At 68.7% G+C, this 14648-nt stretch carries 17 protein-coding genes; 6 read left to right on the plus strand and 11 right to left on the minus strand.

The features are described 5' to 3' along the window. Positions 1-288, plus strand: a 288-nt coding sequence (locus VFT73_RS12625; RefSeq protein ID WP_326411651.1) for a glycerophosphodiester phosphodiesterase family protein, incomplete at its 5' end; no start/stop codon positions are given. 130 nt (positions 289-418) lie between these two features. Here the strand turns inward: VFT73_RS12625 and VFT73_RS12630 are convergent. From VFT73_RS12630 to VFT73_RS12645, 4 genes are all read right to left on the minus strand, one after another. Then, positions 419-973 (minus strand): fasciclin domain-containing protein, encoded by a 555-nt coding sequence (locus tag VFT73_RS12630; protein WP_326411653.1) that lies wholly within the window; start codon positions 971-973, stop codon positions 419-421. 98 nt (positions 974-1071) lie between these two features. After that, positions 1072-1740 (minus strand): anti-sigma factor, encoded by a 669-nt coding sequence (locus VFT73_RS12635; RefSeq protein ID WP_326411658.1) that lies wholly within the window; start codon positions 1738-1740, stop codon positions 1072-1074. Then, complete coding sequence (locus tag VFT73_RS12640) at positions 1737-2318, minus strand: sigma-70 family RNA polymerase sigma factor (protein ID WP_326411661.1); 582 nt, start codon at positions 2316-2318, stop codon at positions 1737-1739. The genes VFT73_RS12635 and VFT73_RS12640 overlap by 4 nt, the downstream gene beginning before the upstream one ends. 79 nt (positions 2319-2397) lie before the next feature. Continuing rightward, on the minus strand, positions 2398-3324 hold the full coding sequence (locus tag VFT73_RS12645; RefSeq protein WP_326411663.1) for a LysR family transcriptional regulator: 927 nt from the start codon (positions 3322-3324) through the stop codon (positions 2398-2400). Positions 3325-3449: 125 nt separating this feature from the next. On the opposite strand from VFT73_RS12645, the gene VFT73_RS12650 reads away from it, so the two are divergent. From VFT73_RS12650 to VFT73_RS12660, 3 genes are all read left to right on the plus strand, one after another. Beyond that, positions 3450-3767, plus strand: a complete 318-nt coding sequence (locus VFT73_RS12650) for a UrcA family protein (protein WP_326411665.1) — start codon at positions 3450-3452, stop codon at positions 3765-3767. Between the two features lie 202 nt (positions 3768-3969). Next, the gene (locus tag VFT73_RS12655; RefSeq protein ID WP_326411667.1) at positions 3970-4683 is read left to right on the plus strand and encodes a PEPxxWA-CTERM sorting domain-containing protein; all 714 of its coding nucleotides are present in this window, start codon (positions 3970-3972) and stop codon (positions 4681-4683) included. Beyond that, a complete protein-coding gene (locus VFT73_RS12660; RefSeq protein WP_326411669.1) occupies positions 4676-5254 on the plus strand; it encodes a L,D-transpeptidase family protein in 579 nt (192 codons plus the stop codon). The genes VFT73_RS12655 and VFT73_RS12660 overlap by 8 nt, the downstream gene beginning before the upstream one ends. A gap of 4 nt (positions 5255-5258) precedes the next feature. On the opposite strand, the gene VFT73_RS12665 is transcribed toward VFT73_RS12660, so the two are convergent. From VFT73_RS12665 to VFT73_RS12680, 4 genes are all read right to left on the minus strand, one after another. Next, positions 5259-5963 carry an NYN domain-containing protein gene (locus tag VFT73_RS12665; RefSeq protein ID WP_326411671.1) on the minus strand — a complete coding sequence of 235 codons (705 nt, stop codon included), beginning with the start codon at positions 5961-5963 and terminating at the stop codon, positions 5259-5261. 43 nt (positions 5964-6006) lie between these two features. Continuing rightward, complete coding sequence (locus tag VFT73_RS12670) at positions 6007-6612, minus strand: cytochrome b (protein ID WP_326411673.1); 606 nt, start codon at positions 6610-6612, stop codon at positions 6007-6009. Between the two features lie 219 nt (positions 6613-6831). Beyond that, positions 6832-7416, minus strand: coding sequence for an energy transducer TonB (locus tag VFT73_RS12675; protein WP_326411675.1), 585 nt, complete (start codon positions 7414-7416; stop codon positions 6832-6834). 420 nt (positions 7417-7836) lie between these two features. Then, positions 7837-9216, minus strand: coding sequence for a helix-turn-helix domain-containing protein (locus VFT73_RS12680; RefSeq protein ID WP_326411677.1), 1380 nt, complete (start codon positions 9214-9216; stop codon positions 7837-7839). Between the two features lie 197 nt (positions 9217-9413). Here VFT73_RS12680 and aceA point away from each other — a divergent pair, with 197 nt between their 5' ends. Continuing rightward, entirely contained in the window at positions 9414-10694 is a 1281-nt protein-coding gene (gene aceA / locus VFT73_RS12685) for an isocitrate lyase (RefSeq protein WP_326411679.1), read from the plus strand. Positions 10695-10855: 161 nt separating this feature from the next. Beyond that, positions 10856-12136, plus strand: a complete 1281-nt coding sequence (locus VFT73_RS12690) for an MFS transporter (RefSeq protein WP_326411681.1) — start codon at positions 10856-10858, stop codon at positions 12134-12136. Here the strand turns inward: VFT73_RS12690 and VFT73_RS12695 are convergent. The 3 genes from VFT73_RS12695 to VFT73_RS12705 form a co-directional block, all read right to left on the minus strand. Further along, the gene (locus tag VFT73_RS12695; protein ID WP_326411683.1) at positions 12133-12525 is read right to left on the minus strand and encodes a type II toxin-antitoxin system death-on-curing family toxin; all 393 of its coding nucleotides are present in this window, start codon (positions 12523-12525) and stop codon (positions 12133-12135) included. The genes VFT73_RS12690 and VFT73_RS12695 overlap by 4 nt on opposite strands. Beyond that, positions 12522-12749, minus strand: a complete 228-nt coding sequence (locus VFT73_RS12700; protein WP_326411685.1) for an AbrB/MazE/SpoVT family DNA-binding domain-containing protein — start codon at positions 12747-12749, stop codon at positions 12522-12524. The genes VFT73_RS12695 and VFT73_RS12700 overlap by 4 nt, the downstream gene beginning before the upstream one ends. Before the next feature lie 72 nt (positions 12750-12821). Beyond that, positions 12822-14648 (minus strand): AAA family ATPase (locus VFT73_RS12705; protein ID WP_326411687.1); only part of this gene is annotated, 1827 nt, incomplete at its 5' end.

Consider the following 14648-nt stretch of genomic DNA (forward strand, 5'->3'; position numbering starts at 1 on the left):
GCCTATGCCGACGCGATCGGCCCCGCCAAGGCGCTGATCGTCCCGCGCGACGCCGACGGCCGCTCGCTCGCGCCGACCGATCTGGTGAAGAATGCCCACGCCGCCGGCCTGAAAGTGATCCCCTGGACCTTCCGCTCGGAAAACCTGTTCCTCCCCGCGGAACTCCGCACCGGCTCGGACCCGCGAGACCACGGCCGTGCGGCGGACGAACTGCGCATGTTCGCGGACGCAGGGGTGGACGGCCTGTTCACTGATTTTCCCGGCGAGGCGGTGGGCGTGCTGAAATAACAACCCTCTCCCTGCAGGGGAGAGGGACGGTCGCGAAGCGACCGGGGAGAGGGGCCGAGGCTCAGTCCCTCTCCCGGCTGCCGCTCCGCGCCAGCCTGCCCTCTCCCCTGCAGGGAGAGGGCCGAAGGCGTCACGGCATCAGCACCGTGTCCACCACATGGATCACGCCGTTCGACTGCATCACGTCCTTGATGGTGACGTCGCTGTTGCCGCCCTTGGCGTCGGTCAGCACCAGCGTGCCGCCTTTCATCCAGACGGTCAGCGGCTCGCCTTCGACGGTGGTCAGCACGGCCTTGCCGCCGCCGGCCTTGATCTTCGCCATCAGGTCCTTCGACGTCATCCGGCCCGGCACGACGTGGTAGGTCAGCACCTTCGTCAGCGTGTCCTTGTTCTCGGGCATCACCAGCGTGTCGACGGTGCCGGCCGGCAGCTTGTCGAATGCTGCGTTGGTCGGCGCGAACACGGTGAACGGGCCCGGCCCCTGCAGCGTGTCGACCAGCCCTGCCGCCTTCACCGCGGCGACCAGGGTCGTGTGGTCCTTGGAGTTCACCGCATTGTCGACGATCGTCTTCGACGGATACATCGCCGCGCCGCCGACCATCACGGTCTTTTCGGCCGCATGGGCGCCGGCCGCCACGAACGCGAGCGAAAGGGCCGCGGCTGCGGCCTTCAGAGTGGCTTTCATCGATTGTCCCTTTGCTGATCCCGCGACGATCCTCCCGATCGCCGCCGGACCCAGCTACGGAACGGGATGCGGCACGGATGCGCCGCCGCTGCGAAATATCAGACGGCGGACATCGTGCCGGTCATCACCACCGGGCCGGTCGGCGCGCCGGTCGGCGATCCGCCCTCCGGCTCCAGCGAGACCGCCAGCGTCACGCCTTCGGCCAGCATTGCGCGATGCTCGGGCGATACCGTCATCGCCGCCGCGGCCTTCTCGGGCACCACGCCGAGCGAGCGGGGCTTGCCGTCCGCCGGGATCACCCACAGCTCGGGCGTGCGCCCGCCCGCGTCCATGCCCATCGGGTTGACGACCATCCGCCCGGCGCTCTTGTCATAGGTGATGCTGAGCGCGCCCTTGCCGTCCTTGGGCGTCAGCGCCGCGACCATCATCCGGGCCGGCGCGGAGGCAGCAACCTGCGGGGCAGGGGCAGGCGTCTCGCCGGCCGGCCGCGCGACCAGCAGGCCCAGCAGCACGGCCGCCGCGGCGCTCGCGGCAAAGGTCGCGAACCGCCACCGCCGCGCCGGGTCGACGTCGTTCGCCGGCAGGCGTGCCACTATCCGCTCCCACAGCTCCGGCGGCGGCGCGCGCTCGGGCCCCAGCAGCGGGTCCAGCCGCGCCCGCCAGGCATCGACCGCGGCGGCGAACGCGGGATCGCTCGCCTCGCGCGCGCTCGCGTCGGCCAGGCCCAGCGCGTGCTCCGCTGCCAGCAGATCGTCGTCTTCGCTCATCGGCACAGGCACTCGCGCAGCTTGATCAGAGCGCGGCGGATGCGGCTCTTGATCGTGCCCAGCGGCTCGCCGGCGCGCGCAGCCAGCTCGGGATAGCTCGCCCCTTCCAGGAACGCGGTGCGGATCAGCGCAGCCTCGCCGCTGCCCAGCTCGCCCAGGCAGCCGTGCAGCCGGCGCGCATCGCTCGCCTGCTCCACCAGTGCGTCCGCCAGCGGCGCGGTGTCGGCAATGTCGTAGGCGTCCTCGATCGGCGCCGTGCTGCGCGTGCCGCGCATCCGTAGCCGGTCGATCGCGGCGTTGCGCGCGATCGCCGCCAGCCAGGTGATCGGGCTCGCGCGCGACGCATCGAAGCGGTCAGCGCGCCGCCAGACATTGGCATAGGCTTCCTGCAACGCGTCCTCCGCATCCTGCCCCTCGCCCAAGATACGGCAGCAGACCCCGTAAAGTTTCGCCGAAGTGCGCTGGTAGAGCTCGTGGAACGCGCGCCGGTCGCCGGCTGCGACGGCGCCGAGCACGGCCACCAGCCGCGCCCGCGCCGCATCGCCCTCGGGGGCAGCCACCGTCCGCACCAGCTCCATGCGCCTCCGATCAGCCCCCCAGCGAATCGCGGCGGCACCCTAGCGAATGCCGCGGCCGGCGCAACGGAGCCGTAACGGCTCAGGCTGCGCGCGGCGCCGCCGGTTGGGCCAGCCGCTCCTCGACCGTCTTCAGATGCCCGCGCAGCCGCTCGCCCAGGAAATCCATCACGATCCGCACCCGCGGCGTGTGGCGCAGCCGCTCGTGCGTCAGCAGCCAGATCTGCCGCGATTCGGCGTTGCCCGGCGGCAGGCAGCGCACCAGTTCCGGGTCCAGCTCGGCGATGGCGGAGGGGAGGGCGGCGAGCCCCAGCCCGGAGCGGACCGCCGAGAGCAGCCCCGTCACCGATCCGTGCTGCATCGCGATCGATCCTTCCAGCCCGTTCTGCCGCAGCCAGGCGCCGTAATACCGGCCGATCTCGCCGCCGCCGCCGCTGATCAGCGGGTGCGCGGCCAGCTCGCGGCGGTTGCGCGGCACGGCGTGCGCTTCGGCATAGCCGCGGCTGCAATAGACGGTCCACAGATCGTCGCCGACCCGCCTTCCGACCAGCCCGGCGGTGTCCAGTCTCTTGCTGATCCGGATCGCAACGTCCGCCTGTCCCGCCGCCAGATCGCGGACTTCCTCGCTCGCGTCGAGCTCGATGACCAGGTCCGGGTGCAGCTCGCGCAGGCTGCGCAGCATCGGCGGCAGCACGCCGACGATGAACGATTCCTCGGCGGTCAGCCGCACCGTGCCGCCGCCCGCGCGCTTCTGGGAAGCCGCCGTCTCGGCCAGCGCCGCTGCCGACGCCTCCACCGCGCGCGCATCGGCCAGCAGCGTCTCCCCCGCCGGCGTCAGCACATAGCCGGCGCGGCGCTTGTCGAAGAGGGTCAGGCCCAGCGCCTCTTCCAGCGCCGCGATCCGCCGTGCGACCGTGGTCTGGCTGACATGGAGCGCCCGCGCCGCCGAAAGCGTGCTCCCGCTTTCCGCCACCGCCAGGAAATAGCGCGCGTCGTTCCAGTCGAACATCGCGCTATTCTGCACTTTTGCAGAACGACTCTGCAACATCGTTGCTAACAATCGGCCGCGGCCGGGCGTAGATACGCTGTCACGTTGGCGCCGACGGATCCCCCCTGTTTTCCCGGAGACCCGTCATGAACACTCTGTCGTTGCTTCCGCTCGCGCTGCTTGGCCTTGCGAGCCCCTCCATCGCCCAGCCCGCCGCCGACCGCATCGCGGTCAGCACCGCCGGGCTGGACCTTTCCACGCCGGCCGGGGTGCGCGCGCTCGACCTGCGCATCCTGCACGCCGCGTCGGCGCTGTGCGGCACGCCGTCCTCGGCCGATCCGCGCGGCGCAGCCCGTGCCGACCAGTGCCGTGCCGACGCCCGCGCCGCCGCTGCGGTCGAACGCGACCGCCTGGTCCGGCTCGCGGCCGGAAGCAGCGCGACGATCGTTGCGTCCCGCCAATAACCTGCCTGATGAGGGGAGGCGGCTTTCCTTTCCGGAAGGCCGCCTCGCCCTCGCTACGGAGGCGGAACAAGTAACCGGATAGTCGTGGACAAGTCTCTCCCGGCCGTTGCCGAAATGAAACTTTGCCTTTAGCAGCGGGTTCAATTGGGAGGACCAGCTGCGGGCGATGTATTCGCGGCGGCCGCCCGGGAGAACGGGTCGCATGCGCGTGTTTTACGCCAGGCCGCCGAAAGGCGCGCACGGGTTCATCGTCGACAGCCGCGGACGTGCGCGGCTGGCGCGTGCCGGCATCGTGACTCCGAAAGCGGCGGCACTCGCGGCCGGCTGCGCGCTGCTGGCGATCGCGCCCCAATATGGCCCCGGCGAGCGGCTGGTCGCGTCCGCCCAGGCGGCGATGCAGAGCGCGGCCGACTACATCCGCGCCCGCTCGCCCGGCCAGCGCCGGCACGCCCATCTGGTCAAGACCAAGCATCCGCGCGCGGCGCCGAAGCGCGCGGCCCGTGCCGCCCCCCGGCACCGCGCGCCCGCGCCGCCGCCGGCCGCGCTGGCCCTGATCACGCCGCCGCCGCCCGCTTTGCCGCTCAGCTTCGCCGATGCCGCGCTCGTCCCCGCCTACCCGCCGGTGTTCGCCGGCTACGTCCCGGTGCTGCCGGAAACGCCGCGCGTGCCTTGCTGCTTCGCCGGCTTCAATCCGCCGATCGGCACCGGCATCGGCGGCATCATCGGCGGCGGCGGGGGCGGACCCGGCCCGCCGCCGCCGGGCGTTCCTGAGCCGTCGCGCTGGGCGCTGATGATCCTCGGCTTCGGCCTGATCGGCAGCGCGTGGCGGCGCCGGCGCGTGCTGCTGCAGGCCGTTCGGGCCTTGCCGCGGCTGATGCACCAGCGCATGCTGCTGCTCGCTTATGCGCGTGCCTAGCCTTGCCCGCTGGACGCTTCGCGGCGCGGCCGCCGTCCTGATCTTCCTCGGCGTCGCGGCGCTCGACGCCGATCCGGGTGCGGTGCGCTTCGTGGCGCCGGCCACCCGCATCGTCGCGACGCCCGCCCGTCCGCTCCCGCTCGAAGGGGCGCCGCAGCCGGTCGCCAGCCTGCTCGCGGTGCCGGGCAAGATGGAATATGGCGAGTTCGTCTGGAACGACGCCGGCATCGCCCAAGGTCCGCTGTGGGTCCGGATCGACCGCGAGGCGCAGCTGATCTCGGTGTTCCGCGGCGGCGACGAGATCGGCACCGCCGTCATCCTCTACGGCGCGCCCGACAAGCCGACGCCGGCCGGCCGCTACCCGATCCTTGCCAAGGCGCGCGACCACCGCTCCAGCCTCTACGATGCGGAGATGCCCTATACGCTGCGGCTGACCGGCGACGGCGTCTCGATCCACGCCAGCAACGTCCGCGAAGGCCGCGCCACCCACGGCTGCATCGGCCTTCCCGAACCGTTCGCGCGCAAGCTGTTCGACGAGGCCAAGGTGGGCGACCCGGTGGTGATCGTCTGACCGTCTAGCGCAGCCGTTTCACGAACATGCCGTTGTCGCGGCGCTCGGTCGCGAAGTTCGGCAGCGCCTCCACCAGCTCCGACAGCCGCGCATAGCCATAGGTCCGCGCATCGAACGACGATCGCGCGCTCGCCCGCTGCCCGACTTCGGACAGGCTGGCAAAGCCGCGCTCGTCGCGCTTCGACGCCTTCAGCGCATCGCCCAGCAGTTCGACCAGCGCGGCATCGACTTCCGGCTTGTCGGCCGGCGCCGCGTCCTGCGCATGCGTCTCCAGCGCGCCCACGTCGATAAAGCGCGTGCAGGCCTGGCGAAAGCTCTCCGGCGTCTTGGCCGTGCCGAAGCCATAGACGGGCAGCCCGTCCTGCCGGATGCGCATCGCCAGCGGCATGAAATCGCTGTCGCTGGACATGATGCCGAAGCCGCCGACCTGGCCGCGGTGCAGCAGGTCCATCGCGTCGATCACCATCTTCATGTCGGTCGCGCTCTTGCCCTTGGTCACGTCGAACTGCTGCTGCGGATCCAGCGCCTGGCGATGCGTCATCGCCGCCCAGCCTTTCAGCGACGCCTTGTTCCAATTGCCGTAGACCCGCCGCACATTGACCGCGCCCAGCTCGGCCAGCACGGTCAGCACGCCCTCCAGGCTATCGGGCGAGGCATTGTCGGCATCGATCAGGAGCGCGATGTTAGCGGTCGGCGAAGGCGCGGTCATGCCGCAGCCTTCGCATCGAGTGCCGCGCGCGGCAAGCTCGTGCCTATCGCTCGAGCATTTCCACCGGCCCTCCGCCCGGCGCCTGGAACGGCGGCATCCTGCCGGACGCGCGGGCGCGGTCGATAAACTGATGCTTCAGCGCCGCGCCGACGTGCAGCAGCACCAGCGCGATCGTCACGAACACCAGCAGCATGTGCGTCTCGCCCAGCCCGTCGCCTGCGCTCTCCGGCAGCCCCGGGATCAGCGGCAGCGGGATGCCGCCCGCCAGCTCGGTCGTGCCGGACCGGCCGGAGGAGATCGTCGCGAGCCCGGTCAGCGGCAGCGCGATCAGCAGCAGGTAGAAGGCGCGGTGGTTCCACACCGCCGCGATCCGCTCCCAGCGCGGCAGGCTCTCGGGAAAGGGCGGCGGCTTGTGCATCAGCCGCCAGGCAAGCCGGATCAGGCTCAGCACCAGGATCGTCGCGCCGACCGTCTTGTGCCAGGTGAACAGCTCGGACCGCGCCGGCCCCCGCTCCATATCGGCAAAGGTGAAGCCCAGATACAGCTGGGTCAGCACCAGCGCGACGGTGATCCAGTGCAGCGCCACCGCGCCGTTGTTGTAGCGCAGCAGCACGCGGTGCTGGTCGGTCGCCTCGGGTACGCTCGCCATCGTCATCCTCCCGGCTATTCATTCCGTCAACGCAACGGTGCCGCAAATGTTGCGGCCTGTCGCAGGTTGGATGTCGATACGCAGAGCAGGTTCCCGCGATACAGCCCTTCTCTCCCTGCAGGGAGAGCGCGACTCGGCGCCAGCGCAAGCGGGGTGAGGGGGCAGAGCAAAGCGCAGCGAGCGTCGAGAGGCCCCACTCTGGCGGTCGATCGGGCGGCGTCAGTTCTCCCGGCCGGCCGGCTCCAGAAAATCCGGATCGTCCGGCAGCTGGGCGAGCACCGGCCGGTCGAGCGGCCGCCCGGATTTGCTGACCGATTCCCCGAGCGCCTGGCAGACCCGGTCCGTCAGATGCCGGACGACGCCTTTCACCTCGGCGGAGCAGGAAAACCGCGCGCCGTCGGCCTTGATCGTCACCCACACCGGAACGGCATCCGGATAGCTCGGGATCTGCCACCTGATCGAGCGCGTGTAGGTCGCCTCGACCGGCTGGCCGCGCGCGTCCCTGGGCGGCTGAAACCGCGCCCGCTCCATCAGGATCGCGCAGCTGCGCTCGTCCAGCGCCGCCGATCCGCTGCTCTCGTCGACATGGCAGGCGCTGGGCACGCCGTCGGCGCCGATCGCCAGCGAAAGGCGGACCTTCCCCTGCTCGTTCATGCGCAGCGCATCGGCCGGATAATCGTCGGTCGAAATCCAGCTCACCGGCGCGCTCAGCGGCACGAGCGCGATGTCGCCCGCACCCGTCGCGCCCTTCTCCACCCCGGGAGGGCTGGCGACTGCAAGAAGAAGCGCGGCAAATCCGATCATGCGCGAAGGCTAGCCTGCAACAGCCAGCGCGCAAAGCAACCGTTGTCCGCAGCGGGCGGAAAGTTGCCGCTTTCCTTCGTCACCCCGGGCCTGCCCGGGGGCCCCGCTTCTTCTGCCGGCGCACAATCGACGAATGCAAGGCGGGAACGGCTTTGCATCACGACCGCCCGCATTCGATCGACGCGTCCAGCACGGCCGGATGGTTCGCGGATCAATCACCTCTCCCATAGGGAGAGGTCGAGTCAGCGCTTGCGCTGACCGGGTGAGGGGTTGGACTCTCCACGAAGTCCTGGTCCCCTCGCCCCGCTCGCGGCGGAGCCGCGAGTCGCCCTCTCCCATTGGGAGAGGGGTCGCTTAGGGTCGGAAGCGGCCGTTCCACGTTCCACAAACCGACCCGCGCGTAACGGGCGTTGGCCTCCCTCAATCCTCGACAAAGCTGAACGCGCTCAGTCCGCGCTCGCGGTCGTTGAACAGCAGTGCGCGGCCGGCGGGCGGAGCGCTGCGCTGGGAGCATTGCGGGCGGGTGCAGGCTCGGCAGCCGAGGCCGATCGGGGTCGCGGCGCCGGTCAGGTCGATGCCGCGCGCCAGGGCGAGGCTGCCGGCCAGCTCGGCGGCGATGCCGATCCCGACGACGAACTCGGCCGAGACCTGTCCCGCGCGCGCGCCCTGCGGGTGGACGGTGCGGGCGAGGGTGAACCAGCGCTCGCCGGATTGAAGCTCGACCAGGTCGCGCTCGATCCGGCCCGGCCGGTCGAACGCGTTGTGCAGCCGCCACAGCGGGCAGCGCCCGTCCGCCTCGGCCAGCGCCGCGCCGCTCGCGCCGGCATAGCGCTTGCTCGCCTGCCCGGCGCGGTCGATGCGGATCATGAAAAACGGGAGCCCGCGCGCGCCGACCCGCTGCAACGTGGTCAGCCGGTGCGCGACCTGCTCGTAGCCCGCGCCGAACCGCCGCTGCAGCAGCTCCAGATCATAGCCGGTCGCCTCGCATGCGCGCAGGAAGCGGGCATAGGGCATCATCACCGCCGCCGCGAAGTACGAAGTCAGGTGCCGCCGGTAGAGCCGTTCCGCAGCCCGCTCCGCGAAGCCCGCGCCTTTCACCAGCGCATCGATCTCTGCCCGCGCCTCGATCGCGCCCAGCTGGAACGCCGCCTGGAACGTCCGCGACGCCGGATCGAGCATTTCCGACAGCTGCAGCTGCCGCGCGTGCAGGTCGAGCCGCCTCAGCGCGTCCGGCAGCACCTCGACCGGCAGCACGCGAATCGTCAGGCTGTGCTTGACCCGCAGCCGCTCGGCAATTGCGGCATAAAGATCGCCGGCCGACAGCCGCAGCTCGTCCGCCAGCGTCTCGGCGGCCGCGTCCAGGTCGGCGAAATGGTTGCGCCAGCGCTCGACCTCGCGCCGCACCGCCGCCAGCGGATCGTCCTGTCCCGCTCCAGCCGCCGCGCCGCCGCCGCTCCGGTCATAGGCGCGCGCGAACGCTTCCGCGCCGCCCGGCGCCGCCGCCAGCCATTCCTCCAGCTCGGCGCGGTCGATCTCCAGGTCGGCGAACATCGGGTCGCCCAGCCGCCGCCGGATCGCGTCCGCGCCGCCGCCCGGCGCCGCCGCGTTCAGCGCGCGCGGGTCGAAATCGTACAACTCGGTCAGCCGCACCAGCAGCGCCGCGGTCAGTGGCCGCTGGTTGCGCTCGATCAGGTTCAGATAGCTCGGCGAAATGCCCAGCTGCTCGGCCATCGCCGCTTGGGCGAGCCCCGCCTGCCGCCGGACCTTGCGCACCTGATGTCCCGCGATCAGCTTCGCCATGCTGTCCTACACGCCATCGTTCCTGCTACGTTCCTTTTCATGCGACCCGACTCGATTGTCAATAATTTACTTACGCACTTCGGCCGGAGCCTGCAGCCGGAACAGCTTCACGCGAAATGGACCGAGAATTTTTAGAGCGCCATGTGCAACTCGTCCATTTTGTCCATGTTGTTCGCCGGATTTGTAAAGGATTGCGCATGACCGATTTCGCCGATCTCGTTGCCGCCCCCGAAGGCCGGTTCGACGGCATCCGCCGCACCTATTCGGCCGAGGATGTCGAGAAGCTGCGCGGCTCCGTGCCGATCGAGCACACCCTCGCGCGCCGCGGCGCGCTGAAACTGTGGGAGCTGCTGAAGTCGGAGCCCTATATCAACGCGCTCGGCGCCCTTTCCGGCAACCAGGCGATGCAGATGGTCCGCGCCGGCCTGAAGGCGATCTACCTCTCGGGCTGGCAGGTCGCCGCCGACGCCAACACCGCCGGCGCCATGTATCCGGACCAGTCGCTTTACCCCGCCAATGCCGGGCCGGAGCTCTGCCGCCGGATCAACCGCACGCTCCAGCGCGCCGACCAGATCGAGCATTCGGAGGGCGGCGCCAAACGCGACTGGTTCGCGCCGATCGTCGCCGATGCGGAAGCCGGATTCGGCGGCCCCTTGAACTGCTTCGAGATCATGAAGGCCTATATCGAGGCGGGCGCGGCCGGCGTGCATTTCGAGGACCAGCTCGCTTCGGAAAAGAAGTGCGGGCACCTCGGCGGCAAGGTGCTGATCCCCACCCAGGCGCACATCCGCAACTTGAACGCCGCGCGCCTTGCCGCCGACGTGTGCGGCGTCCCGACCGTGCTCGTCGCCCGCACCGACGCGGAATCGGCGAAGCTGATCACGTCCGATGTGGACGAACGCGACCATGAATTCCTTACCGGCGAGCGCACGCCCGAGGGCTTTTTCCGGCTGCGCGAAGGCACCGGTGTCGATCATTGCATCAAGCGCGGCATTGCCTTCGCCGAGCATGCCGACCTGCTCTGGTGGGAGACCTCGCACCCCAATCTCGAGGATGCGAAGCGTTTCGCCGAGGCGGTGCAGAAGGCGCATCCCGGCAAGATGATGGCCTATAATTGCTCGCCCTCGTTCAACTGGGAGGCAAAGCTCGACAAGGACACGATCGCCCGCTTCCAGTGCGAGCTCGGCGCGATGGGCTATAAATTCCAGTTTGTGACGCTCGCCGGCTTCCACCAGCTGAACCATGGCATGTTCGAGCTCGCCCGCGGCTACAAGGACCGCGGCATGGCCGCTTATTCGGAGCTCCAGCAGGCCGAGTTCGCGTCCGAAGCCGCCGGCTACACCGCCACCCGCCACCAGCGCGAAGTCGGCACCGGCTATTTCGACCTCGTCGCGCAGGCCGTGTCGGGCGGCGCTGCCAGCACAACGGCGCTGGCGGAGAGCACCGAGGCGGCCCAGTTCAAGAAGGACGCGGCATGAGGAGATAAGGAGAGCAGAAACCCCAACTCCGTTCGTTTCGAGCGAAGTCGAGAAACGCGCCTGACGTCACGCTCCGCTTCTCGACTGCGCTCGAAGCGAACGGAATTAGGACCCGGGGTGAGGGGCTGTCCTACACGCCTCGATCCTGCTTAGAAGAAGGAATGCCCACCCGCCCCCCGCACCGCCTCCGTTCCATCCTCGGCGGCTCGGCGGGCAATCTGGTCGAATGGTACGACTGGTACGCCTACAGTGCCTTCACGCTCTATTTCGCCCACGCCTTCTTCCCGGCCGAGGACCGCACCGCCCAGCTGTTGAGCGCCGCGGCCGTGTTCGCGGTCGGCTTCCTGATGCGGCCGATCGGCGGCTGGCTGATGGGCATCTATGCCGATCGCAAGGGCCGCAAGGCCGGCCTGACGCTCTCCGTGTCGCTGATGTGCACGGGCTCGCTCGCGATCGCGCTGACGCCCACCTATGCTGCGATCGGCCCGCTCGCGCCTTTGATCCTGGTCGTCGCGCGCATGGTCCAGGGCCTCAGCCTCGGCGGTGAATATGGCGCCAGCGCGACCTACCTCTCGGAAATGGCCGGCCGGAAGCATCGCGGCTTCTGGTCCAGCTTCCAGTATGTCACGCTGATTGCCGGCCAGCTGATCGCGCTCGCGCTGCTGCTGGTGATCCGCTCCGTGCTGGACAAGGACGATATGTTCGCCTGGGGCTGGCGCATTCCGTTCGTGATCGGCGCGATGCTGGCGGTGATCGTCTTCTGGATCCGCCGCCGCCTCGCCGAGACCGAATCGTTCGAGAACGCGAAAGCCGCCGATGCGCCGCCCTCGACCGCGTTGGCACTGTTCCGCGATCATCCGCGCGAAGCGTTCACGGTGATGGCGCTCACCGCCGGCGGCACGCTCGCCTTCTATGCCTATTCGATCTACCTGCAGAAATTCCTCGCCAACACCGCGGGCTTCGACCCCGCGACGGCAAGCGCGATCATGGCCGGCGCGCTGTTCCTGTTCATGTGCGTGCAGCCGCTCGCCGGCGCGCTGTCGGACCGGATCGGCCGCAAGCCGCTGATGGTCGGCTTCGGCATTCTCGGCCTCGTCTTCACCTGGCCGATCTTCACCACGCTGGAGACCGTCCGCGATCCCTGGGCTGCCTTCGGAATCGTCTGCGCCGCGCTGCTGATCGTGACCGGCTACACCTCGATCAACGCGGTGGTGAAGGCAGAGCTTTTCCCCGCCCATATCCGCGCCTTGGGCGTCGCCTTCCCCTACGCCCTCGCCAACACGATGTTCGGCGGCACCGCCGAGGCGGTCGCCCTCTGGCTCAAGAACCAGGGATGGGAGCGCGGCTTTTACGTGTACGTCGCCGCCCTGATCGGCCTGTCCCTGATCGTCTATCTCCGCATGCCCGAAACCCGCGACCACAGCCGAATCGTGGAGGATTAGGCGAGATGGCCTCGGAGCCAATCGGCGAACTGTGTCTCGTTAAGCGAGCCGGAGGCCAGCGCCATCATATTGCTGATGGCGTCCTCGTCCGAGCCGCTGAAGTCTTTCCCGTTCAGCAGGAGAGATGTGCGTGCAAGCACCCATCCGGTTCGCTTGTTGCCGTCCACGAACGGGTGGTTACGCGAAACGCCAAAGGCGTAACTGGCTGCAAGAGCGACCAAGTCCGTCTCGCCGTAGCTCCAGCTATGCTGCGGGCGAGCAATCGCGCTTTCCAGCAGTCCCAGATCTCGCGTTCCGCTGCCGCCGCCGTGATCGGCAAGCTGTGCTTCATGGACTGCGAGCGCAAACCCGACAGTCAGCCAGCCCGGCTCAACCGAACTTGTCGTCACTGCGCGAGAGCGCGGAGGATATTCCAATCCTTGCGCATGACTTCACGCGCCACGGCCATCATATCGTCGAGGCTCGGCTGGCCCTTGCTGAGGCTATATCCGCTTTCGGTCTCTTCCAGCTTCACGGTATCGCCAAGTTCGGCGCGAAGTTGAGCAAGCACCTCGGGGGGCAGGACCACACCAAGATCATCGCCAATGGGGACGATTTTCAGCATCTTGCTCATGGATTGCTCCTAACAGAAGGGCGGCCCCGGTTCAAACCGACACCGCCCCGATCTGCTCCATTCCGGACAGAGCTAAGCCTTCACGTCCGCCTTCGCGCCCTTCTTCCTGGGCTTTTTCGGCGGGGCGCCGACGATCTCGAAGGCGAGGGCGTCGTCCTTCAGGTGGACCTTCACTTCGCCGCCATGGACGAGCTTGCCGAACAGCAGCTCCTCGGCCAGCGGCTGCTTGACCTTCTCCTGAATCAGCCGGCCCATCGGGCGGGCGCCGTAGAGCTTGTCATAGCCCTTGGCGGTCAGCCACTTCTTGGCGTCGTCGTCCAGCTGGATATGCACGTCGCGGTCGGCCAGCTGCAGCTCCAGCTGCAGGATGAACTTGTCGACCACGCGCGCGACCACTTCCGGCGGCAGATATCCGAACGGCACGATCGCATCGAGGCGGTTGCGGAATTCCGGCGTGAACATCCGCTTGACCGCTTCCTCGTCCTCGCCTTCGCGGCTGGAGACGCCGAAGCCCAGCGCCTCGCGCGCCATATCGGACGCGCCGGCGTTGGTGGTCATGATCAGGATGACGTTCCGGAAATCGACGGTCTTGCCGTGGTGATCGGTCAGCTTGCCGTTGTCCATCACCTGCAACAGGATGTTGAACAGGTCCGGATGCGCCTTCTCGATCTCGTCCAAGAGCAGCACCGAATGCGGCTGCTGGTCGACGGCGTCGGTCAAAAGCCCGCCCTGGTCGTAGCCGACATAGCCCGGCGGCGCGCCGATCAGCCGGCTGACCGAATGGCGCTCCATATATTCGGACATGTCGAAGCGCTGCAGCGGAATGCCCATGATCGAGGCGAGCTGGCGCGCGACCTCGGTCTTGCCGACGCCGGTCGGGCCGGTGAACAGATAATTGCCGATCGGCTTGTCGGGATCGCGCAGCCCCGCGCGGCTCAGCTTGATCGCGGAGGCGAGCTTCTCGATCGCGATGTCCTGCCCGAAGACGACCCGCTTCAGGTCCGTCTCCAGATTCTCCAGCGACTTCTTGTCATCGGAGGAGACGCTCTTCGGTGGAATCCGCGCCATCGTCGCGATCACCGCCTCGATCTCCTTCGGCGTGATCACTTTCTTGCGCTTCGACGGGGCGACAAGCATCTGCATCGCGCCGACCTCGTCGATCACGTCAATCGCCTTGTCGGGCAGCTTGCGGTCGTTGATGTAGCGCGCGCTGAGCTCCACCGCCGACTTGATCGCGTCGGGCGTGTATTTGACGCTGTGGTGCCCCTCGAACGCGGAGCGCAGGCCGGCGAGGATCTTGATCGTGTCCTCGACGGTCGGCTCGTTCACGTCGATCTTCTGGAAGCGCCGCAGCAGCGCGCGGTCCTTCTCGAAGTGATTGCGGAACTCCTTGTAGGTCGTCGAGCCGATGCAGCGGATCGCGCCGTTCGAGAGTGCCGGCTTCAGCAGGTTCGATGCGTCCATCGCTCCGCCCGAGGTAGCGCCGGCGCCGATCACCGTGTGGATCTCGTCGATGAACAGGATCGCATGCGGCAGCTTCTCAAGCTCCGAAACGACGGCTTTCAGTCGCTCCTCGAAATCGCCGCGATAGCGCGTGCCGGCCAGCAGCGCGCCCATGTCGAGCGCGTATATGGTCGCGGGCTTCAGCACCTCGGGCACATCGCCCTCGACGATCTTGCGCGCCAGGCCTTCCGCGATCGCGGTCTTGCCGACGCCCGGATCGCCCACATAGAGCGGGTTGTTCTTCGACCGGCGGCACAGGATCTGGATGGTCCGGTCGACCTCGGGGCCGCGGCCGATCAGCGGATCGACCTTGCCGTCCTTGGCCTTGGCGTTGAGATCGACGCAGAACTGCTTCAGCGCGCTCTCGCTCTTCTGCTTGCCGTCGGATTTCTGCGA

Source organism: Sphingomonas sp., from assembly GCF_035758555.1.
GTDB lineage: Bacteria > Pseudomonadota > Alphaproteobacteria > Sphingomonadales > Sphingomonadaceae > Sphingomonas_B.

Excerpts from the sequence above, each read along its gene's own strand:
- VFT73_RS12630 (WP_326411653.1), bottom strand. The coding sequence starts at position 973 with ATGAAAGCCACTCTGAAGGCCGCAGCCGCGGCCCTTTCGCTCGCGTTC.
- VFT73_RS12635 (WP_326411658.1), bottom strand. The coding sequence starts at position 1,740 with ATGAGCGAAGACGACGATCTGCTGGCAGCGGAGCACGCGCTGGGCCTG.
- VFT73_RS12640 (WP_326411661.1), bottom strand. The coding sequence starts at position 2,318 with ATGGAGCTGGTGCGGACGGTGGCTGCCCCCGAGGGCGATGCGGCGCGG.
- VFT73_RS12645 (WP_326411663.1), bottom strand. The coding sequence starts at position 3,324 with ATGTTCGACTGGAACGACGCGCGCTATTTCCTGGCGGTGGCGGAAAGC.
- VFT73_RS12650 (WP_326411665.1), top strand. The coding sequence starts at position 3,450 with ATGAACACTCTGTCGTTGCTTCCGCTCGCGCTGCTTGGCCTTGCGAGC.
- VFT73_RS12655 (WP_326411667.1), top strand. The coding sequence starts at position 3,970 with ATGCGCGTGTTTTACGCCAGGCCGCCGAAAGGCGCGCACGGGTTCATC.
- VFT73_RS12665 (WP_326411671.1), bottom strand. The coding sequence starts at position 5,963 with ATGACCGCGCCTTCGCCGACCGCTAACATCGCGCTCCTGATCGATGCC.
- VFT73_RS12670 (WP_326411673.1), bottom strand. The coding sequence starts at position 6,612 with ATGGCGAGCGTACCCGAGGCGACCGACCAGCACCGCGTGCTGCTGCGC.
- VFT73_RS12675 (WP_326411675.1), bottom strand. The coding sequence starts at position 7,416 with ATGATCGGATTTGCCGCGCTTCTTCTTGCAGTCGCCAGCCCTCCCGGG.
- VFT73_RS12680 (WP_326411677.1), bottom strand. The coding sequence starts at position 9,216 with ATGGCGAAGCTGATCGCGGGACATCAGGTGCGCAAGGTCCGGCGGCAG.
- aceA (WP_326411679.1), top strand. The coding sequence starts at position 9,414 with ATGACCGATTTCGCCGATCTCGTTGCCGCCCCCGAAGGCCGGTTCGAC.
- VFT73_RS12690 (WP_326411681.1), top strand. The coding sequence starts at position 10,856 with ATGCCCACCCGCCCCCCGCACCGCCTCCGTTCCATCCTCGGCGGCTCG.
- VFT73_RS12700 (WP_326411685.1), bottom strand. The coding sequence starts at position 12,749 with ATGAGCAAGATGCTGAAAATCGTCCCCATTGGCGATGATCTTGGTGTG.